The 20,046-nt window shown below is 65.0% G+C and carries 17 protein-coding genes and 1 tRNA gene; 10 read left to right on the plus strand and 8 right to left on the minus strand.

What is annotated here, in order from left to right:
* Positions 1-53: 53 nt before the first annotated feature.
* Positions 54-404: a hypothetical protein gene (locus V6Z91_RS21875; protein ID WP_338761129.1), complete on the minus strand. Its 351-nt coding sequence runs from the start codon at positions 402-404 to the stop codon at positions 54-56.
* 565 nt (positions 405-969) lie between these two features.
* Between V6Z91_RS21875 and V6Z91_RS21880 the strand changes: the two genes are divergently transcribed.
* Entirely contained in the window at positions 970-1,221 is a 252-nt protein-coding gene (locus V6Z91_RS21880; RefSeq protein ID WP_338761131.1) for a hypothetical protein, read from the plus strand.
* Positions 1,222-1,246: 25 nt separating this feature from the next.
* Here the strand turns inward: V6Z91_RS21880 and V6Z91_RS21885 are convergent, their stop codons facing one another.
* Positions 1,247-1,981, minus strand: a complete 735-nt coding sequence (locus tag V6Z91_RS21885) for a hypothetical protein (protein ID WP_338761133.1) — start codon at positions 1,979-1,981, stop codon at positions 1,247-1,249.
* 425 nt (positions 1,982-2,406) lie between these two features.
* Here V6Z91_RS21885 and V6Z91_RS21890 point away from each other — a divergent pair, with 425 nt between their 5' ends.
* Positions 2,407-2,724 (plus strand): hypothetical protein, encoded by a 318-nt coding sequence (locus V6Z91_RS21890; protein WP_338761135.1) that lies wholly within the window; start codon positions 2,407-2,409, stop codon positions 2,722-2,724.
* 508 nt (positions 2,725-3,232) lie between these two features.
* On the opposite strand, the gene V6Z91_RS21895 is transcribed toward V6Z91_RS21890, so the two are convergent.
* A tRNA-Leu gene (locus V6Z91_RS21895) sits at positions 3,233-3,319 on the minus strand.
* A 167-nt stretch (positions 3,320-3,486) separates the two neighbouring features.
* Between V6Z91_RS21895 and V6Z91_RS21900 the strand changes: the two genes are divergently transcribed.
* Complete coding sequence (locus tag V6Z91_RS21900) at positions 3,487-4,338, plus strand: hypothetical protein (protein ID WP_338761137.1); 852 nt, start codon at positions 3,487-3,489, stop codon at positions 4,336-4,338.
* A 31-nt stretch (positions 4,339-4,369) separates the two neighbouring features.
* Positions 4,370-6,580, plus strand: coding sequence for a penicillin acylase family protein (locus V6Z91_RS21905; RefSeq protein WP_338761140.1), 2,211 nt, complete (start codon positions 4,370-4,372; stop codon positions 6,578-6,580).
* Here the strand turns inward: V6Z91_RS21905 and V6Z91_RS21910 are convergent.
* The gene (locus V6Z91_RS21910) at positions 6,565-6,819 is read right to left on the minus strand and encodes a hypothetical protein (RefSeq protein WP_338761143.1); all 255 of its coding nucleotides are present in this window, start codon (positions 6,817-6,819) and stop codon (positions 6,565-6,567) included. The two genes, V6Z91_RS21905 and V6Z91_RS21910, sit on opposite strands and share 16 nt — an antisense overlap.
* On the opposite strand from V6Z91_RS21910, the gene V6Z91_RS21915 reads away from it, so the two are divergent.
* Positions 6,818-8,188 (plus strand): hypothetical protein, encoded by a 1,371-nt coding sequence (locus tag V6Z91_RS21915; RefSeq protein ID WP_338761146.1) that lies wholly within the window; start codon positions 6,818-6,820, stop codon positions 8,186-8,188. The two genes, V6Z91_RS21910 and V6Z91_RS21915, sit on opposite strands and share 2 nt — an antisense overlap.
* A 4-nt stretch (positions 8,189-8,192) precedes the next feature.
* On the opposite strand, the gene V6Z91_RS21920 is transcribed toward V6Z91_RS21915, so the two are convergent.
* Together V6Z91_RS21920 and V6Z91_RS21925 are read right to left on the minus strand one after the other, a co-directional pair.
* Positions 8,193-9,392: a PLP-dependent aspartate aminotransferase family protein gene (locus V6Z91_RS21920; RefSeq protein WP_338761149.1), complete on the minus strand. Its 1,200-nt coding sequence runs from the start codon at positions 9,390-9,392 to the stop codon at positions 8,193-8,195.
* Entirely contained in the window at positions 9,389-10,762 is a 1,374-nt protein-coding gene (locus V6Z91_RS21925; RefSeq protein ID WP_338761152.1) for a pyridoxal-phosphate dependent enzyme, read from the minus strand. Before V6Z91_RS21925 ends, V6Z91_RS21920 begins: the two co-directional genes overlap by 4 nt.
* Before the next feature lie 176 nt (positions 10,763-10,938).
* Between V6Z91_RS21925 and V6Z91_RS21930 the strand changes: the two genes are divergently transcribed.
* Positions 10,939-11,493: a thymidine kinase gene (locus V6Z91_RS21930; RefSeq protein WP_338761155.1), complete on the plus strand. Its 555-nt coding sequence runs from the start codon at positions 10,939-10,941 to the stop codon at positions 11,491-11,493.
* A 189-nt stretch (positions 11,494-11,682) separates the two neighbouring features.
* Entirely contained in the window at positions 11,683-13,929 is a 2,247-nt protein-coding gene (locus V6Z91_RS21935; RefSeq protein ID WP_338761158.1) for a carboxy terminal-processing peptidase, read from the plus strand.
* A gap of 343 nt (positions 13,930-14,272) precedes the next feature.
* On the opposite strand, the gene V6Z91_RS21940 is transcribed toward V6Z91_RS21935, so the two are convergent.
* Together V6Z91_RS21940 and V6Z91_RS21945 are read right to left on the minus strand one after the other, a co-directional pair.
* Positions 14,273-15,106 carry a PEPxxWA-CTERM sorting domain-containing protein gene (locus tag V6Z91_RS21940; RefSeq protein ID WP_338761161.1) on the minus strand — a complete coding sequence of 278 codons (834 nt, stop codon included), beginning with the start codon at positions 15,104-15,106 and terminating at the stop codon, positions 14,273-14,275.
* 13 nt (positions 15,107-15,119) lie between these two features.
* Positions 15,120-15,830, minus strand: coding sequence for a PEP-CTERM sorting domain-containing protein (locus tag V6Z91_RS21945; RefSeq protein WP_338761163.1), 711 nt, complete (start codon positions 15,828-15,830; stop codon positions 15,120-15,122).
* A gap of 307 nt (positions 15,831-16,137) precedes the next feature.
* On the opposite strand from V6Z91_RS21945, the gene V6Z91_RS21950 reads away from it, so the two are divergent.
* The 3 genes from V6Z91_RS21950 to V6Z91_RS21960 are packed head-to-tail and all read left to right on the plus strand — an operon-like array spanning position 16,138 to position 19,789.
* The gene (locus tag V6Z91_RS21950) at positions 16,138-16,629 is read left to right on the plus strand and encodes a 2Fe-2S iron-sulfur cluster-binding protein (protein ID WP_338761166.1); all 492 of its coding nucleotides are present in this window, start codon (positions 16,138-16,140) and stop codon (positions 16,627-16,629) included.
* Positions 16,626-17,636 (plus strand): xanthine dehydrogenase family protein subunit M, encoded by a 1,011-nt coding sequence (locus tag V6Z91_RS21955; RefSeq protein ID WP_338761169.1) that lies wholly within the window; start codon positions 16,626-16,628, stop codon positions 17,634-17,636. Before V6Z91_RS21950 ends, V6Z91_RS21955 begins: the two co-directional genes overlap by 4 nt.
* Positions 17,633-19,789, plus strand: a complete 2,157-nt coding sequence (locus V6Z91_RS21960) for a xanthine dehydrogenase family protein molybdopterin-binding subunit (protein WP_338761172.1) — start codon at positions 17,633-17,635, stop codon at positions 19,787-19,789. Before V6Z91_RS21955 ends, V6Z91_RS21960 begins: the two co-directional genes overlap by 4 nt.
* Positions 19,790-20,046 lie beyond the last annotated feature (257 nt).

Genomic DNA, 20,046 nt, shown 5'->3' on the forward strand with positions numbered 1-20,046 from the left:
TATTAATCAAACCGCTGGGAAAGCGCAGCATTATCCCGCCGGCGCCATGCCGCCTAGCGCTCCCGCGGCTGGTCCGGCACTCGCGGCGCGTACACGTCCACCGACCAGGAGAAATCGTACGGGTCGTGCACCACCTCGGCGTGGAATCCCTTTCCGAGCATCGTGCTGGCGAATGCCGTCGCCTCGGCTTCCGTGCTGAAGAATTTCTCTTCGTCCGGCGCCGGCCCGGCCGCTTCCATGCCGGGCGCCGCAACGGCCCGAGTCAGCGGGGAAAGGTCCCAGCCAAGTGCTTTCTTGATGCGTGAGAGGAGTCCCCAGGGACCCGGGAATGCTGGTGAAGCCGCCGAACCTGACACATTGCTGTGATAACCGCCAACGAGGGCAAGTCTGTGCTTTTTGATCATGGTGCCGTCTCCAATGGTTGGGCCTGGTGTCCAGACTACCCGACACGCGAGCCGGTTGGGCAAAATTGGTTACTTAATAGCATTAAGAACTGCTTATTTTGGTAATTCCCAACACTTGCTATCTGAGTGGCGGACCTGGATAAACAAGTAGGAGAACCCTGTGTCAGCGGGTAGGAGCGGTCTGATCAGGCCGGTTGGTCTTCTCGCGCGAGAGGCACTCTTGCGCTTGATCATATTTGCCGTCGGTATTCTCGTCCTCAGCGGTGCGATGTCGGCGTACCAGAGTAGCTGGAATGGTCGCTTGGGTTCAGGAACAGGATGGTCACGAAATTCTAGTGGGCGGCCGCAGGGCACTCGCGCTTCGTGCACGGCGCGGCCGCGGCCCAGGCAATCTGCCGGGCAGTTGTGTGCAGCAAGTTCGAGAAGGAGATGCAGGAGATCGCTGTGGCGGGGCCAGCCTTGACGGAGAAGCTCGAGATCGAAAGCCACCTGGTGAACTAGGACGGCTTGGGCCGCTTCCCGCGAGGGGGGAGGGCACGCTGCCTGCATGACGGGTGCTAGCTGCGTGACGCTGCGGCGCCCCGAACTCGGCCGAATCTCCAGCAGCGGTGACGGCCCGCGCGGGATCTACAGCGCTGACCCGTACCTCGTAGTGCGCGCGATGATCAAGGTGACGTTCGACCAGCTGCGGCTGGACCTCCACTACGTGGAGACACAGCGGAAGGGCTGGATTTCCGCGCCCCTAGGCTTCTACGTGGCGCGGTTCGAGCGTCAGATAGAGCAGGCAAGGGCGGCGGTCGAGGCGTTCCTGCAGTAGTAGCGCCTCGATCGTAAGGACAGCGTCAGGAGGCGAACGGTTTTTCGACGACGTACTTGATGCTCGTGCCAGTCGCCTTCAGGATTTTCATGCGCAGTCCCTTGAAGACAACAGTCGCCGTGCCGTCAGGCTCCAGGTCGTAGAGAATGTCCTGTGTGAACGCTGGTCGAGCCATGTCGTTCATGAATTCGCGGAAAGACAGCCTGACGGTGCCTTTCGAGACACCCTGATATAGGATCTCCCGCTTCAGAGTGGGCTCGCCTGAGATGACTTTCGACTCGCTCTTCGCCGTGCTGTACTTGGCTGGGCTCGACAGGGGGAAGTAACGAGCGCGGTTCAGGAACATCGAGCTGTCAAGCGCTCCGTCGCGGTCAGTGTCGACAAGGCAGGCCGCAGCTGTCCCGCCGACGCCAGGCTTCGTGATGCGGAAGAAGCAGACCGCCGGATGCCCGCCTGCAGTCTTGGCCAGAACGCCTTGCTTGCCAGCCGGGAGATCTATGCTGTGCCCCAACTCCATCGTCGATTGCGCAGGCTGTTCCAGCGTAACTGTCACCGTGCGCTTGCTTGTGACGGGATGTTCGTTGTACAGGTTGTCGCCGGTAGCGGCGGTGCTGGCCTCGCCGATGGCCGGTTGGGACATAATCGACTCGCTCTGCTCAACAACTTCTTGCGGGGCGCGTACAAAGGGCGGCGCGCTGGCGCAGCCGGCAATCGCCAGGAGCAAAGGGAGGCACGTAAGGGGGTGTTTCCATTTTTGCAAGCGAATCTCCTTTCAGCTTCGTCTGGTCGTTGCTAACACGGCTATGACACGCCATTGTAAGCGCGAGCCGTGTCGCCGCGCTCCCCGCCAAGAAATGAGGATTGCTTATGTGCAAACTTCCAACAGTCAAGAAATTTCCTTGACAAGACACCGATCGAAAGAATAATTCAGGTCAACAATTCGAAATGCTGGGCGGTTTCCGTCGGCAGCCGCCCGCGAGTCCGAAGAGCTCACTTGGCAGATAGCCCTAGAGCGCATGAAAGGCCCGTGCACCGGCCGTGGTCGGGCGCCCAGTGACCGCCGGCATCTGGGTCTCGGCCGCCTACGGCTGTATGTCCCTCGGCCAGCGCCAACGCACGCTGCCAATCGGCATCCACGAGTGGAAGGGCAACGAGCGGAACTCGGCGAACCACGACTATTAGTGAATGTTCAACGAGCTGGCCAGCGACGGCTGGACGTCGGCCGCCGCCCAGGTTGCAATCTTCCTGTCCAAGCTGTCGCGCGGCAATAGCTTCGGCGAACTGCTTCGGCCGAGCTATTACAGCAACCGGGTGATCGGCTGGAAGCCGTTGCTGTGCCGCACCGTGCAGCCGTTCAATGTCAGTAAGGTCGTCCGGTATCGGATTACGCCCGGCAATGCGCCGTCGTTCGTGCTGGACCGCGACGACATCATCCACCTGCCGAGCCTGGGCTTTGACGGGCTCGTCAGCCCAAGCACGCTGACGTATGTCAGCTGGGGGTGATTGGCACCGCGCTGGCGGCGCAGGAATACACGGGCCGCTTCCTCACTGGAGGCGGCAACTTCGATTACGCGTAGAAGACCGCGCCGAACTTCGACCGAGCGCAGCTGGAGCAGCTCAAAGCTTCGCTGATCGCTCACGTGCAGAGCGGTGGGCGCGCTTGCTGATCCTGTCGGGCGGCCTGGAGCCTGCGCAGCTCAGCGTGAACTCGACCAAGATGCCAAGATCCTGGCTACCCGGCTGTTCATGATGGAGGAAATCTGCCAGATCTTCGGTGTGCCGCCGCACATGGTCGCTCATGCGGACAAAACCACATTGTGAGGCTCCGGCGTCGAAAATATGGAAATTGGCTTCGTGCGGTACACGCTGCAGCAGCACCTGACACCAATCGCACAGGAGCTGAAACGCAATTTGTGACCGGGCGCGAAAGGTACTTCGTCGAGCAGGTCACAGCGGCGCTCGAGCGCGACGACATCGAGGCGCACTACGGCGCATACCGGACTGTGAATCCTGGTGCCCCCGGCCGGAATCGAACCGGCACGACCTTGCGGTCAACGGATTTTAAGTCCGGTGTGTCTACCAATTTCACCACAGGGGCACAGCCCGGCATTATGACATGCCTGGGCATCAACTTCCAGAGCCATCTGGCATCCCGGCCTCGGGGCAGGACACCTCAGCCTTTCCTTCCGTCCATCCCCCCGTTGGTGTAGCATGCTGGACGGCACGCCCAGGGGCGTGCCGCTTGCTTTTCAAGGAACACCAACCATGCAAATCCAGATCAACGACATGCTGCGCGCCTATATCGAGCCGCTCACCGAGGCCGAGCATGAAGCGCTCGAGCGCAGCCTGCTGGCCGAAGGGTGCCGCGACGCCCTCGTGCTGTGGGGCGACGTGCTCGTCGACGGCCACAACCGCTACGCCATCTGCCAGAAGCACGGCATTCCATTCCGCGTCGTGCAGAACGAACGTTTCCAGAGCATGGAAGACGTGATGCTGTGGATGATCGACAATCACCTGGGCCGCCGCAGCGTGTCCGACTTCCAGCGCGGCGTGCTGGCGCTGCGCAAGAAGGATATCCTGGCCAAGCGCCTGGAAGACGAAGCCGCGCGCATCAAGGCCGAGGATGCGGCCATCGCGCCGCCCGATTCCGATGCGGAACCGCCGGCGCCGCCGAAGGTGCGCACCTCGCGCGAGGACATCGCCCGCGCCGCGCGCCTGTCCAGCAATACCATTTCGCAGATCGAGAAGATCACGAAGACGGCCACGCCGGAGCTGGTCGAAGCCGTGCGCGCCGGCACGATCTCGATCAATGCCGCCGCCACCGTCGCCACGCTGCCTCCCGAAGACCAGGTAACGGCCGTCGCCGGCGGCAAGAAGTTCCTGCAGCAGGCCGCCAAGGAAATCCGCGAACAGCGCGCGGCGTCGCGCCCCGCCAAGCCGGGCAAGCCGACCGCGCTCGACGACGGCGGCGAGGCGCCGTCGCAGCCCGACCAGCCGCTGACCGAAGTGGAATTGCTGCGCGCCGAAGTCGCCGAACTGAAGGCGAAGAACTCGGCGCTGCGCGCGGAGAATGCCGAGCTGCGCGAACGCATCGCCCAGCTCGTCGACGCATCGTAGATCACCGTCACCAACCATCGAAGGGTCCGATATGCCGAGAAGCGCCGTTGCACCTGTCTCCATCGTCCTGGGCTGCCTGATTCCGCTCGCCAGCCTGGCGGCCCCCGCCGCCCAGCAGGCCACCAAGCTGAGCCCCGCCGAAGTGCTGCGGCTGCAGGCGCAGGCCAAGCGCGTGACGATCCTGCGCGACAAGTGGGGCATTCCGCACATCTACGGCAAGACCGATGCGGACGCGGTGTTCGGCATGCTCTACGCGCAGGCCGAGGACGACTTCAACCGCGTCGAGCGCAACTTCATCACGGCGCTGGGCCGCATGGCCGAGGTGGAAGGGGAAAAGGCGCTGTACGAAGACTTGCGCATGAAGCTCTTCATCCGGCCGGACGAGTTGCAGGCCCAGTACCGGGCCAGCCCGGCGTGGCTGAAGAAGCTGATGAATGCCTGGGCCGACGGCTTGAACTGGTACCTGCAGACGCATCCGCAAGTGCAGCCGAAACTGCTGACGCGCTTCGAGCCATGGATGGCCCTCAGTTTTTCCGAGGGCAGTATCGGCGGCGACATCGAGGAAGTCGACGTCAAGTCCTTGCAGCGGTTTTATGCGGATATCCCCGAGCTGGCGGCGGCATCGTCCGGCAGTGATCTCGACAAGGAACCGGGTGGCTCGAACGGCTTCGCGATCGCACCGAAGATCAGCCGGAGCGGCAATGCGCTGCTGATGATCAACCCGCACACCTCGTTCTACTTCCGCCCCGAGATCCACGTGGTCAGCGAGGCGGGCCTGAACGCCTATGGGGCGGTGACCTGGGGCCAGTTCTTCGTCTACCAGGGCTTCAACGACCGGCTGGGCTGGATGCACACTTCCGGCGGGGGCGACGTCATCGACGAGTTCCTCGAAACCGTCATCCAGAAGGATGGCAAATACTGGTACCGGTACGGGCAGGAGCTGCGGCCGGTGCGCGAGATCGAGATCACGCTGCCGTTCAAGGTCATCGGCGGCATGGCGGAGAAGAAGGTCACCGCCTACTTCACGCACCATGGTCCGGTGGTGCGGCGCGAGGGCGACAAGTGGGTGTCGGTGGCGCTGATGAACCAGCCGCTGAAGGCGCTGCAGCAATCCTACCTGCGCACCAAGGCGCGCGACTACAAGGCGTTCTGGAAGGCGATGGAGCTGCGCACCAATTCGTCCAACAATACCGTGTACGCGGATGCTGATGGCAATATCGCCTACTTCCACGGCAATTTCATCCCGCGGCGCGACCCCCGCTTCGATTACACCAAGCCCGTCGACGGCAGCGACCCGGCGACCGACTGGCAAGGACTGCACACGGTGGCGGAAACGATCCGCCTGTTCAACCCGAAGAACGGCTGGATCCAGAACACCAACAACTGGCCGTATTCAGCGGCAGGCGCCTACAGCCCGCGGCGCGAGGATTATCCGGCTTACATGTCGATGAATCCGGAAAACGCGCGCGGCATCCACGCGGTGCGGGTATTGCAGGACAAGACCGACTTCACGCTGGAGTCGCTGATCGCCGCGGCCTACGACAGCCAGCTGACGGCCTTCGAACCGCTGCTGCCGCTGCTGCTGCGCGCCTACGACGAGGCGCCGGCCAGCGCCTTGCACAAGGCGGGCCTGTCCGCCCAGATCGCCGAGCTGCGCGGCTGGGACATGCGCTACTCGCTCGCGTCGGTGCCGACCTCGCTGGGCATCTACTGGCTGCAGGATCTCGTCAAGACCCATGGGCCGGCGGCGAAGGAGGAGGGCGTGCCCGTGCTGGAGTATGTCGAGAAGCGCATCACGCCCGCGCAGCGGCTCGAGGCGCTGACGCGGGCGTCGGCGAAGCTGGACAGCGCTTTCGGTACCTGGCGCACGCCGTGGGGGGAAATCAACCGCTTCCAGCGCCTGACCGGCGACATCGTCCAGCCGTTCGACGACAGCAAGCCGAGCATCCCGGTCCCGTACGCCTCGGGCAACTGGGGCGCACTGGCCGCCTACGGCATGACGTCGCCGCAAACGACGAAGCGCATCTACGGCGAGCGCGGCAACAGCTTCGTCGCCGCCGTCGAATTCGGCCGCAAGATCCGCGCGAAAAGCATCCTGGCGGGTGGCCAGAGCGGCGACCCGGCCTCGCCGCACTTCAACGACCAGGCCGAGATGTACGCCCGCGGCGAGTTCAAGGACGTGCTGTTCTACAAGGAAGACGTGCTGAAGAACCTGGAGCGGCAATATCACCCAGGGCTGTAGCGCACGAACACGAGCGGAGCAGCGCTGGCGAACCCCGGTGGTGTAGCAGGGGTTTCGCAGAGCATGCTCTGCGCCTGCGGAACGAATGATGGCTTGCAAGCCATCATCCAGCCCAGGCACCGGGTTTTTTGCAACATTTCTTTGACATCGGAGCCTGTCACCGGTTTTGCGTCAATAACTGCTGCCGTGGGGGAACCGCGGGCGTAGAATGGCTTCACCAGCACGGTGGAGGACGCCATGGCCGCATCCGACGACGAGCGGGCACCCGAGCCGGTGTCCGGCAATCCCGAGATGGTCCGGCTCGAGGAGTTCATCTTCGTGCGCGAGCTGTACGAGGTGTTCCTGCTGCTCGACCACATCTCCGGCCGCTGGGACAAGGACTTGCGCGCCGAGACGGGTGTCGACCCGCTGCTGATCATCCGTACGATCTGCGAGATCGGCCTGTCGCCCGCCGCGCCTCCCGAGCTGCGCCTGGAACAGGCGGTGGCGCTGATGCGCGCGAAGGACATGCTCAACGCCGTCGCGCGACCGGCGACCGGCCTGACCGTCGCGTTCACGATCCTCGTGGTGGGTGAGGAAGACCGCCGCAAGAAGATGAATGCGCTGCGGCGGCTCGTCTGCGAGGTGCTGCGGCGGCCTCCCAAGCCTGCCGTGGACGGCATGCCGCACCGCGGACAGGGCGGCACGCTGTGGGACAAGCCAACGCGCGTCACCCTGGCGCGCTATGCCTACCCGGGCTTGATCGGGGCGGCGATCAACTTCAATCGCCGCATGCTGTGGCTGGTGCTGTTCCTGCTGTCGACGCTGACCCTGTCCTGTGCCTTGTCCTGGCACGTGGCCGCCGGCAACGTGATGTTGCAGCACCTCGATGCCGTCCGCACCCGTACCAACGAGCTGCGTGCGGAGATCGCCACGGCCGAACTGAAATATACCGCCGACGAGCGCGCCCGGCTGATGGCCGCCGACACGAACCGCAAGCTGGCGCGCGACCCCGAACCCGTGCGATTCTGCACGCTCAAGGGGCCCGACGGCAGTCCGCGCTACCGCACCACCGAGGAATACCAGCTGTGCGACCGTGCCGAGGCCGTGCGGGAAGAGCGCCGTGCCGTGCGCATGAACCTGCGCGAATGGCTGGCGCCGTGGCGCGCGTTCTATGGCCTGTTCTACCAATACGTGCCGGAGAACAGGTCCGATCCCGAAGACATCGCCATCCGCCGCCGCGGCACCGAGGAGATGGCGCGCATCGTCACCCTGGTGGCCGGCACCTCGCTGCTGCCGCTGGCCTACGGCGTGCTCGGCGCGGGCGCGGCGGTGGTGCGGCGCCTGTGGGAGCGCATGCGCGAAAGCCTGCTGTCGCCGCGCGACTCGACGATGGCACTGCTGCAGCTGGCGCTTGGCGGCACGATCGGCGCGTGCATCGGCCTGTTCATCAACCCTTCGGGCGCCGCTTCCGGCGAATCGCAGGGCATCCTGGACGCGTGGGCGCTGTCCGGGTCGGCGCTGTCGTTTATCGCCGGCTTCGGCGTGGAAGGCGTGTTCCGCGCGCTGGAAAATTTCGTCCAGCGCGTGTTCCGCACCGATGAGCCGCGCCGGCGCGACGACCAGTAGGCACTCAGATCGCCGCCAGCGCATTCTCCAGGTCCCGGCGCAGGTCGTCCACGTGCTCGATGCCGACCGACAGCCGCACCAGGCCGTCGCCGATGCCCAGCTGGGCGCGCTGCGCGGCTGGAATGGTCGCGTGCGTCATCAGCGCCGGGTGCTCGATCAGGCTCTCGACGCCGCCCAGGCTCTCGGCCAGCGCGAAGACCTCGCACCGTTCCAGGAAACGCCGCGCCCCGTCCAGGTCGGTGGCGAGGTCGACCGAGATGATGCCGCCGAAGCCGTTCATCTGGCGCCGCGCCAGCGCATGCTGCGGGTGTGCGGCGAGCCCTGGGTAGAACACCTTGCGCACCTTGGGCTGCCGCTCCAGCCATTGCGCCAGTTCGAACGCGCTGGCGCAGTGGCGCTCCAGCCGGATCGCCAGCGTTTTCACGCCGCGCAGCGCCAGGAAGCTGTCGAACGGCCCGAGGATCGCGCCGACCGAGTTCTGGAGAAAACCCAGCTGCTCGCGCCAGGCGGCCTGCCGCTCCTCGCCGGCGACGACGGCGATGCCGCCGATGATGTCGGAATGGCCGTTCAGGTACTTGGTGGCCGAGTGCACCACGATGTCGAAGCCGTGTTCCAGCGGCCGTTGCACGACCGGGCTGGCAAACGTGTTGTCGGCCACCGCGATGATGCCGCGCTCGCGGCAGATGCGCGCGATCGCCGCCAGGTCCGCCAATTTGAGCATCGGGTTGGTCGGCGTCTCGACCCACACCATCCGCGTTTCGGGCCGCAGCACGGCCAGCAGGTTTTCCGGGTTCGTCAGGTCCGCATAGGTGAACGTGTGGCCGGCGCTGCGCCGGCGCACGCGCTCGAACAGCCGGAAGCTGCCGCCGTACATGTCGTCGCCGGCCACGATGTGCGAGCCGGCATCGAGCAGCTCGAGCACCGTGGCGATCGCCGCGAGGCCGGAGGCGAATGCATAACCCTGCGCGCCGCCTTCCAGGTCCGCCACGCAGCGTTCGAACGCCCAGCGGGTGGGGTTGTGGGAACGGCCATAGTCGAGGCCCTTGTGCACGCCCGGGCTTTGCTGCACGAAGGTCGACGTGGCGTAGATTGGCGGCATGATGGCGCCGGTCGAGGGGTCGGGGTACTGGCCGGCGTGGATCACGCGGGTGGCCAGTTGCCGCCGTTCTGCTGTCTTGTGGTCGTCGTTGTCGGCTTGGCTCATAGTTTCCTGCGCAGGTGGTTGAGAAGGTCGTAGCGGGTGATCAGGCCGTAGAAGCGCTGCTCGTCGGCCACCACGGCCGTCAAGCCGCGGTCGAGCGTGCTGCGCAGCGCCTGCAGGCTGTCGCCGGGGCGCAGCGTTTCCAGCCGGGCCGTCATCGTGTCGCCGACGGAGCCTGCATAGGCCGGCGCCTCATTGCCCACCTTGAGCAGCAGGTCCGATTCGTCGATGATGCCCACCAGCCTGCCGTTCTCGATCACCGGCAGCTGGGCCAGGTCGGCCGCGCGCATGCGGTTGAAGGCGACCAGCAGCGTGTCCGTGGGGGAGACGCTGACCACTTCGCCGGCGTCGTAGCGGCGGCCGATCAGGTCGCGCAGGTCGCCCGTGGCGGGCCGCTCGATCAAGCCCTGGTCGAACATCCAGCCATCGTTGTACATCTTCGAGAGGTAGCGCGTGCCCGTGTCGCAGACGAAGGTGGCCACGCGCTTGGGTACGGTCTGCTCGCGGCAGTATTTCAGGGCGGCGGCCAGCAGCGTGCCGGTCGACGAACCGCCCAGGATGCCTTCAGCACGCACCAGCGCGCGGGCACTGTCGAAACTTTCCCGGTCCGTGATCGTATAGGCGTGTTTCACGCGCGAGAAATCGGCGATGGACGGCACGAAGTCCTCGCCGATGCCTTCCACCGCCCACGAGCCGCTGGTGGCCGGCACGCGCGCCGTGCGCAGGAACTCGGTGAGGATCGAGCCTTTCGGGTCGGCCAGCACGAATTCCAGCTCGGGATTGGCCTTGGCGAAATAGCGCGACAGTCCGGTAAGGGTGCCGGAAGAGCCCACGCCGACGACGATGGCGTCGAGCTGCTGGCCCGCCTGCTGCCACAGTTCCGGGCCGGTGGTGGTTTCGTGCGCCAGCGGGTTGGCCGGGTTGTTGAACTGGTCCGCATAGAAGGCGCCGGGAATGTCGGCGGCGATGCGCGCCGCCTGGTCCTGGTAATACTCCGGGTGGCCCTTGCCCACGTCGGAGCGGGTGATGTGGATCTCGGCGCCGAGCGCCTTCAGGTGCAGCACCTTCTCGGTGGCCATCTTGTCGGGCACCACGAGCACCACGCGGTAGCCCTTGATGCGGCCGACGAGCGCCAGGCCCAGGCCGGTATTGCCGGCCGTGGCTTCGACGATCGTGCCGCCGGGTTTCAGGCGGCCGTCGCGCTCGGCCGCCTCGATCATCGACAGCGCGATGCGGTCCTTGATGGAGCCGCCGGGGTTCTGGGATTCGAGTTTCAGGAACAGCTGGCAGGGGCCGGTGTCCAGGCGCGTGACTTCGACCAGCGGGGTATTGCCGATCAGCCCGTACAGCGCGGCGGTGGTTGTGCTCGCCATGGTCTCTCCTCGTGGGATCGGAAAATCGCGAAAGGTCCGCGGTGCAAGTGTGGTGCGGCCGGCGGACGGTGTCGTGGCAGTATGCGCCGAAAGACCGCCGGGTGCCAGCCGGGCCGCCGGGCACGGCAACGGGCTGTCTTATAATGCGCGATTAACGTTCTTACAGCAGGCTGGCAGTGGCAAAACTCTATTTCCGTTACTCCGCGATGAACGCGGGCAAATCCACCGCGATGTTGCAGGTCGCCCATAACTACGAGGAACAGGGCCAGACCGTGCGCCTGTTCACGGCGGCGATCGACGACCGGTTCGGCGTCGGCAAGATCACTTCGCGGCTGGGCTTGCAACGGACCGTGGAAACCTACGACGCGAGCACGAATTTCCTGGACATCGACAAGGTCGCCTGCGTGCTGGTGGACGAGGCGCAGTTCCTCTCGGTGGCCCAGGTGCAGCAGCTGCACCAGCTGGCGCAGGTGAAGGGCGTGCCCGTGATCTGCTACGGCCTGCGCACCGACTTCCGCGGCGAGCCGTTCCCCGGCTCGATCTACCTGCTGGCACTGGCGGACACGATCGAGGAATTGAAGAATATCTGCACTTGCGGCAAGAAGGCGACGATGAATATCCGTGTGGATGAGCACGGTAACCGCATCCGCGAGGGTGCGCAGATCGCCATCGGCGGTAACGAGCGCTACCGGCAGGCGTGCGGCCGGTGCTTCTATTCGGGCGGGCATTAAATTTCATTAATATATTCCGCTACCGAATTTACAAGTTTTTGCATTCCGGTCATGCTTTTCGCGTTCTTTAATACGCACTTAAGCGTAAGCGGCGTTTCCCGGCGAGGTCTCCTGTAGAATAAGCCGGACACGGACTTGAAATGATTCGTCGAGTCCGCAAATCGTCATTTTAGAATTCGGAGTATGCCGATGAAGAAGCAAACGCTGCTGGCCGCGATGTCGCTGGCTTTCCTGTCCGCCTACGGTGTCGCCGCTCCGGCCGAGAAGGCCGCCGCCGTTGAACAGCTCAAGCCTGCCGCTCAGCAGACGCAAGCGGCCCTGTGGGCGTCGCGTGTGTTGTCCCGCTATCACTACAAGGCGCAGCCGCTGGACGACGCGATGTCGGAAAAGATCTACGACCGCTATTTCAAGTCGCTGGACGCGGAAAAGCTGTTCTTCGTGCAAGCCGATCTCGACAAATACGCAGGGGCCAAAGCCAAGCTCGACGATGCAATCGTCGGCGAAAACCTGCAGATGCCTTTCGACATCTACAATCTTTATCAGCAGCGGTTCAACGAGCGCATCGGCTATGCGCGTGAATTGCTGAAGACCAAGCCGGATTTCACGCTGGACGAAAGCTACCAGTACGACCGCGAAAAGGCCGAGTGGGCCAAGAGCGATGCAGAGGTGAAAGACCTGTGGCGCAAGCGTGTCAAGAACGACTGGCTGCGCCTGAAACTGGCGGGCAAGGACGACAAGGCGATCCGCGAAACGCTGGACAAGCGCTATGAAAACTACCTGTCCCGTTCGCGCAAGCTCAACGGCGAGGATGTGTTCCAGATCTTCATGAATGCCTACGCGATGTCGATCGAGCCGCACACCAATTACCTGGGCCCGCGCGCTTCGGACAATTTCGATATCCAGATGCGGCTGTCGCTGGAAGGCATCGGCGCGGTGCTGCAGACGCGCGACGAATACACGGTGATCCGCGAGATCGTCACCGGCAGCCCGGCCGGCATGTCCGGCAAGCTGAAGGTGGGCGACAGGATCGTCGGCGTGGCGCAGGGCGACAACGGTCCCGTGCAGGACGTGCTCGGCTGGCGCATCGACGACGTGGTGCAGCAGATCCGCGGCCCGAAGGATTCCAAGGTGCGCCTGCAGGTGCTGCCGGGCGACGCCGGGCCTGATGCCAAGCCGGTCGTGATCTCGCTCGTGCGCAAGAAGATCAGCATGGAAGAGCAGTCGGCCAAGAAGTCGATCATGGAAGTCAAGGATGGCAATGTGAAGCGCCGCATCGGCGTGATCTCGCTGCCCACGTTCTACCAGGACTTCGAGGCGCGGCGCCGCGGCGACAAGGATTACAAGAGCGCCACGCGCGACGTGGCCCGCCTGCTGGGCGAGCTGAAGAAGGACAAGGTCGACAATGTGCTGATCGACCTGCGCAACAACGGCGGCGGTTCGCTGACCGAGGCGGTGGAACTGACCGGCCTGTTCATCGACAAGGGCCCGGTGGTGCAGCAGCGCAGCGCGGAAGGGCGCGTGGAGGTGGAGCAGGATACGATCCCCGGCCTGGCCTGGGATGGTCCGATTGGCGTGCTGATCAACCGCGGCTCCGCGTCGGCGTCCGAGATTTTCGCTGCCGCTGTGCAGGATTACGGCCGCGGTATCGTCATCGGGGAGCCGAGCTTCGGCAAGGGCACGGTGCAGACGTTGATCAGTCTCGACCGCTTCGCGCAGGACAAGCAGCGCCTGGGCGAACTGAAGATGACGGTGGCGCAATTCTTCCGCATCAACGGCGGCACCACGCAGCTGCGCGGCGTCACGCCCGACATCAAGCTGCCGCAGTTGACTGACGCGGAAAACTTCGGCGAGTCGAGCTACGACAACGCGCTGCCGTACACGGTGATCAAGCCGGCCGTGTACATTCCGGCCGGCGAAGTAAAAGACATCATTCCGCTGCTGACGAAGAAGCACGAGGCGCGCGTGGCGAAGGACAAGGACTTCCAGTTCCTCGTCGAGGACGTGAACTACGTGAAGAAGCAGCGCAAGGAAAACCTGATTTCGCTGAACGAGAAGGAGCGCCGCAAGGAGCGCGACGAGCAGGAAGCGCGCGCCAAGCAGCGTGACGCGCGCCTGGCTGCCGCCCCGTCCGCGGACGATCCGATCCTGGTGCCGGATGCGAAGGACGCGGCCAAGAACGCCGTGGCCGCCAAGCCGGCCGGCGCGAAGCAGGCCAAGCAGGCCGCCGCGGCCGTGAAGGGCGCCAGCCGCACCGACGACGGCCTGCAGGGAGACGAACGCTCGCTGACCGCCGAACTGGAAGCGGAACAGGCCGCCAAGAACGCGAAGGACGTGCTGCTGCTCGAAGCCGTGCACATCATGGCCGACGAAGTGGGCTTGCTGAAAACCGATACCCGTCTCGCCTCGCGCGTGCTGCCGTACGCGCCGGACCGCTGATCATTCCCAAGCAGGGATGTACCTGGGGAGCCTTCGGGCTCCCCTTTTTTATGGCCGTCGCGTGCGCAGGAAGCCTTCCGCCCACCGCTTCCAGCAGCGGCGTTACCCGCTTTGCTCAGCACGATGACTGTTTGCAGTTATTGGGCTTGGCAATATCTAGTATCACTACATTTGAGTTGCGCAATATGGCGCGGTGCAGCATAATTCACTCGTCTCCTCTATTCTCCTCCAAGGAAATAGACTTCAGCCCGCCAGCTTGGCGGGCTTTTTTTTTCGCCGCGATCCGGTAACGACGCCGTGCTGGCGACGATACGCCGGATTGGCGGCAGCTTGTAGTCGGGTTTCAGGCAGTGGCGCTGTCAGCCCTGCCGGATGGCAGGGGCGAAGTGTCGGTCCACCGGCCGGTGCCCGTGACAGCTCCCCCGGTTTGGCGCCGGCGCGCGACCGCCGCCAGGATTCCTATGCCGCCGAGCAGCATGGCCCAGGTGGACGGCTCCGGCACCGCCAGTGCCGTCGCATGCGCCGAAGTGCCGAGCGTCAGCTTGACCCAGTTGGCGGTGTCCTCGGTGTTGGCGATGGCGTACCAGAAGCGGTCGGTCACGGTCTCGCCCGGACTGCCGGGTACTTCGCCCTGGATCTTGGTCCAGTGGGTGTCTTTCGTGTCCACCGCGACATGCTGCCCGAATGCGCCGTAATAAGGCACGGTGCCGACGTCCGTCAGTTCCAGGGTATGGTACAGCTCGCCGCTAAATACCAGCATCGTATGCGGGCTCAGGTTAATTTCGAGTACCTGCCGGATGCCCGAGCTGACGATCTGGTTGGCTTCGGACGATTGCGCAAAGGCGCTCAATTCCCCGAATGTGCCGCTGGTCTCGCCGGATGTGATGGCCTGGCCGTATTGATGTTCGTAAGCGGAGGGTACTTCGCCGTGTACTAACTCGGTCCAGTAAACGTCATACTTTGGCGTGGCATAGTCATCCATGTAATGCTGGTATTCGGTGAAATACCGCTTGACCGTGAAGGACGGCGCAATGCCGTCGTCCGGCCGCAGATCCGTCAGGGACACCTGGACGTTGTTGAAGCCGACGCTCTGGCGCACGGTCGCTGCAAGAGCATCGGTGCTGGCGCAGGCTGCCGCTACGGCGCACAGCAAGGCGGAACGCAAAGTCTTGTTCATGGCGTGATTCCTTTCAGGCGTGACGGTGGCGGCGGCGCGCGATCGCGCCAACGGTGAGCATGCCGGCAGCGAGCATCGCCCAGGTCGATGGTTCGGGTACGGCGGCAATGGGGAGGTCCGAATAAATGATCGAGTAATTTTCCACAGAGAAGGTTACGTCGATGGTGACGGCCTGGTTCGAGGTATTGGCATAGGCAAGCCACAGATCCCGGTCCACGTGGAGGTCGGACTCCCTGTTGAGGACCAGCGAGCTGTAGTAGCCGCCATAGATGGGCAGGTCCGGGCTCGTGAACGACAGTTCCACCCTGTTGACGCCCGATTGAAAATAGCCGGGCAATTGCGCCTCCGATACGCGCTGGTAGAAGTTGCCGCTGAGCGTAAGGACGCTGTTTGCCGACAATGTGAACGTGTATGCCTGCATGGCTGACACGGAAACGCGACCGTCCTCGTCGAGATTGCTGAACGCGGCGCCTTCCAGCGAAAACTCGCCTGGCCTGCCGGAAGTGTGCACGGCGGCATACGAGGGCCCTTCCGCGAGGGCATGGTTCACCGGCTTCAGTCCCGAACTGGTATCGTCGATTGCCTGCTTGCCGCCCGGTCCCCACACGGAGACTTCGTAACGGCTGTCGGAAAAGGTGTAACTGAAGGCCGCTGCGGCATTATCGCCGGGCGTCAGGTCCACCACGCCGAAGGCGATGTCGCTGATGCCCGTTTCAAACGTCACCCCTTGTGCCTGCACTCCGGTGGCATGCCACGCCAGGCACGCAGCAAGCAAACAACTCCATAGATGTCTCATCGATCGTCTCCAATGGTAGTCGGGTCCGGCCCGGACCCTGGGCGGTTGCCAGGTCACTACCTTTGTAGTAGTAACTATTTGACAACCAATCGTCACTATATGACAGATCAGCTGTTTCGCGGCAGTCTTGATGGGCTCGCAAAATTTTCATGCCGGCAATCGTGCGCCATGCACTGCCATTTTTGCGTGTAGTCGAGTTTCAGCAGCCCCGCGAGAGGGGCGGAAAGGACTCCCCATGCACCCAGTAAAGCCGGCGGCGCCCACGGGGCCTGCCATCGTCGTCAACGGCGTCGAGCACAGGATGAACGTGGATGTGCGCACCACGCTGCTCGATTACCTGCGCGACCACCTCCACCTGACCGGCACGAAAAAGGGGTGCGACCATGGCCAGTGCGGTGCCTGCACCGTGCACCTGAACGGCCGCCGCATCAATTCATGCCTTGCACTCGCGCTGGCGCACGAGGGCGACGACGTGACCACGATCGAAGGCCTGGGCGACCCCGAGCGGCTGCACCCGATGCAGGCCGCCTTCGTGCGGCACGACGGCTACCAGTGCGGCTACTGTACCGCCGGGCAGATCATGTCGGCCGTGGCGCTGCTGGACGAACCCTGCGGCCGGGACGACGGCACGGTGCGCGAATGCATGAGCGGCAACCTGTGCCGCTGCGGGGCGTATGCGAACATCGTCGCGGCGATCCAGGATGCCCGCAAGGAGATGGGCAAATGAGGACCTTCGAGCTGCGCCGCGCCGCGAGCGTGGACGATGCGGTGCTGCTGGGCGCCGCGTCGCCCACCGCACAGCAGGGGGCCACCGTGCGCTACCTGGCCGGCGGCACCACGCTGCTGGACCTGATGAAGCTGGACGTGGAGCAACCCGCCCACGTGGTGCAGATCGACCGGCTGGGACTGGACCGGATCGAGGCCGGCGAGGATGCCGGCCTGTCGATCGGCGCCACCGTGCGCAACAGCGACCTGGCCCATGACGAGCGGGTCCGCCTCGGTTATCCCGTGCTGTGCGAGGCGCTGCTGGCGGGCGCCTCGGGCCAGTTGCGCAATATGGCGACGACCGCCGGCAACCTGTTGCAACGGACGCGCTGCGTGTATTTCCGCGACCCGGGCATGGCTTGCAACAAGCGTGTCCCCGGCAGCGGTTGCGATGCGTTGGAGGGCTACCACCGCAACCTCGCGCTGCTGGGTACCAGCGAACATTGCATCGCCACCAATCCTTCGGACATGAACGTGGCGCTGGTGGTGCTGGAGGCGGTCGTGCATGTCGCGGGCCTGCATGGCCGGCGCGCGATCCCGATCGCCAACTTCCACCTGCTGCCGCGCGACACGCCGCACATCGAGACGCCGCTGATGCCGGGCGACCTCGTCACCCACATCACGCTGCCGCCGCTGCCCCCGGGCGCCCGTTCCGGTTACCTGAAGCTGCGCGACCGCGCATCGTACGAATTCGCGCTGGCTTCGTGCGCCGTCGTCCTGCAAGTGACCGATGGCCGGGTCGAGCGGGTCAGGCTCGGCCTCGGCGGCGTCGCCACCCGGCCCTGGCGCGCGGTGGATGCCGAGCACATACTCACCGGACAGCCGCTGACCGTGGCGAACATCGAGGCGGCAGCGGCCGTCGCGCTGCGGGATGCGCAGCCGCGGCCGGGCAATGCTTTCAAGGCCGAGCTGGCGCGCCGCTGCATCGTGCAGGCGATCAGGAACGTGGCAGGGGAGGACTTGCAATGAGAGACGATATCATCGGCGCCGCGCTGCCGCGCGTCGAAGGCCCGTGGAAGGTCAGCGGCCACGCCCGGTACACTGCCGACCACCATTTCCCGGACATGCTAGTGGCCGTGCCGGTCCCCGCCACCGTCGCCGTGGGTAGAGTGCGCCGTATCGACTGCAATGCGGCGCGGGCCATGCCGGGCGTGCAGGCGATCCTTACGCGCGAGACGATCGGCCACATCGCACGGCTGCCGGAAGACACGAAGTTCGAAATGGACGAGAAGGTGCCGCCGCTGCAGGACGATGAAGTGCGCTACTACGGCCAGTTCGTGGCCCTCGTGCTGGCCGATACGTTCGAGCAGGCGCGCGACGCCGCCCGCGCCGTCGTCGTCGACTACGACGCCGCGGTGCCGGATGTGCGCATGGAGCTGGAGCCGGGCGAGAAGCCGAAGGTCGAGACCGAGCGTGGCGATGCCGGGAAGGCGTTGGGCACGGGAGCGGTCCAGCTCGACGAGACCTATCGCACCCCGGTTGAAACGCACAACCCGATGGAACTGCATGCCACGGTGGCGCGCTGGGAAGGCGACCGGCTGACCGTGTATGAAACCACCCAGGCCGTAATCAATCACCGCGGCGTGCTGTCGCAGATGCTGCAGGTGCCGGAAGAGCGCATCCGCGTCGTCACCGCCTACCTGGGCGGGGGCTTCGGCGGCAAGTTGTGGCCATGGACGCATTCGCTGCTCGCGGCCCAGGCGGCGCGCCAAGTCGGCCGCCCGGTGAAGCTGGTGGTCACGCGGCAGATGATGTTCCGCAACGTCGGTCACCGCACGATGACGCAGCAGCGCATGCGCCTCGCCGCCGAGGCCAATGGCAAGCTGGTCGCGCTGCAGCATGAATTCATTTTCCACGATTCGCGCGCGGGAATGTCGTTCGAGGCGTGCGGCGAGGCGACCGGCCACCTGTACAGCTGCCCGAACCTGCGCGTGATCGGCTCCTCCATCCGGCGCGACCTGGGCGTGAACACGGCCATGCGCGGCCCTGGCGCCGTCCCCGGCATGTTCGCGCTGGAATCGGCCATGAACGAGCTGGCCGACCGCCTGGGCATGGACCCGGTGGCCCTGCGGCTGGCGAACGAGCCCGAGCTGGACGAATCGAAGGGCGTGCCGTTCTCGTCGCGCCACCTGAAGGAATGCCTGCAACTGGGCGCGGAGCGCTTCGGCTGGTCGCGCCGGGATCCGGCCATCGGCGCCATGCGCGACGGCGACACGATCCTGGGCTGGGGCATGGCCAATGCCACCTGGCTCGGCATGCGGCGGCCTGCCGAAGTGGCGATCCGCCTGCACGACGACGGCACGGTGGCGGTGCGTTCGGCCACGCAGGACATCGGCACCGGTACCTACACGGTGCTGGCCCAAATGACGGCGCGCGCGGTCGGCGTGGACATCGGGCGGGTGAAGGTGGAGATCGGCGACACGGAACTGCCGCCCGGGCCCGTGTCCGGCGGCTCGATGGCGACCGCTTCGCTGGTGCCCGCCGTGACCATGGCCGCGCGCCACGCGATCCGCCAGTTGCAGGATGTGGCGGCGCGCGTGCTGGAAGGCGCGGAGCCGGCGTTCGAGGAAGGGCGCCTCGGCGGGCAGCCGTTCGAGGAATTGCTTCGGCGCGCCGGCGTCGGGCACGTGGAAGGCCAGGGCACGGGGGGCTGGAGCTTCAAGGACCCGCAGGCGAAGAAAGTGTCGATCCAGTCGTTCGGCTGCCATTTCATCGAGGTGGCGTGGCAACCATCCATCGCCCGGCTGGCGGTGCGGCGCGTCGTGTCCGTCATCGACGGCGGCAGGATCGTCAACGCCCGCACGGCCCGCAACCAGATCGAGGGCGCCGTGCAGATGGGCGTGGGCATGGCGCTCCTCGAGGAAACCCATTACGACCCCCGCTACGGCGCGCCGGTAAACTGCAACCTGGCCGACTACCTGATGGTCACGCACGCCGACGCGCCACAAGTGGACGTGACCTTCCTCGACTACCCGGATGAAGCGCTGAACGAATATGGCGTGCGGGGCGTGGGCGAGATCGGCCTGGTCGGCGTCGCGCCGGCCATCACGGCCGCCGTGTACCACGCGACCGGCAAGAGAATCCGCTCGCTGCCGGTGAAGATCGAGGATTTGCTGGGGTAGTGCGGCCGGCGCAGCCAGCGGTGGCGGCGGTCTGGTGTCGGACACCCACAGGGTGGCTTGACAGGGGTTTCGCGAAGCATGCTTCGCGCCTGTCGGGCGGTGATGGCCTGCAAGCCGTCACTCCATCTGGACACCGCTCTTCTCATGAGGCAGTGGAACCCGGTGACAGGTACCCGGCTTTTTGCAACACATGTTTCAGAAGAACCGGTGCCTGTCACCGGTTTTGGTGAGGCAGTAAGCGAACCCCGGTGACAGGC

Source organism: Massilia sp. METH4 (assembly GCF_037094685.1).
Taxonomy (GTDB): Bacteria; Pseudomonadota; Gammaproteobacteria; order Burkholderiales; family Burkholderiaceae_D; genus Rugamonas.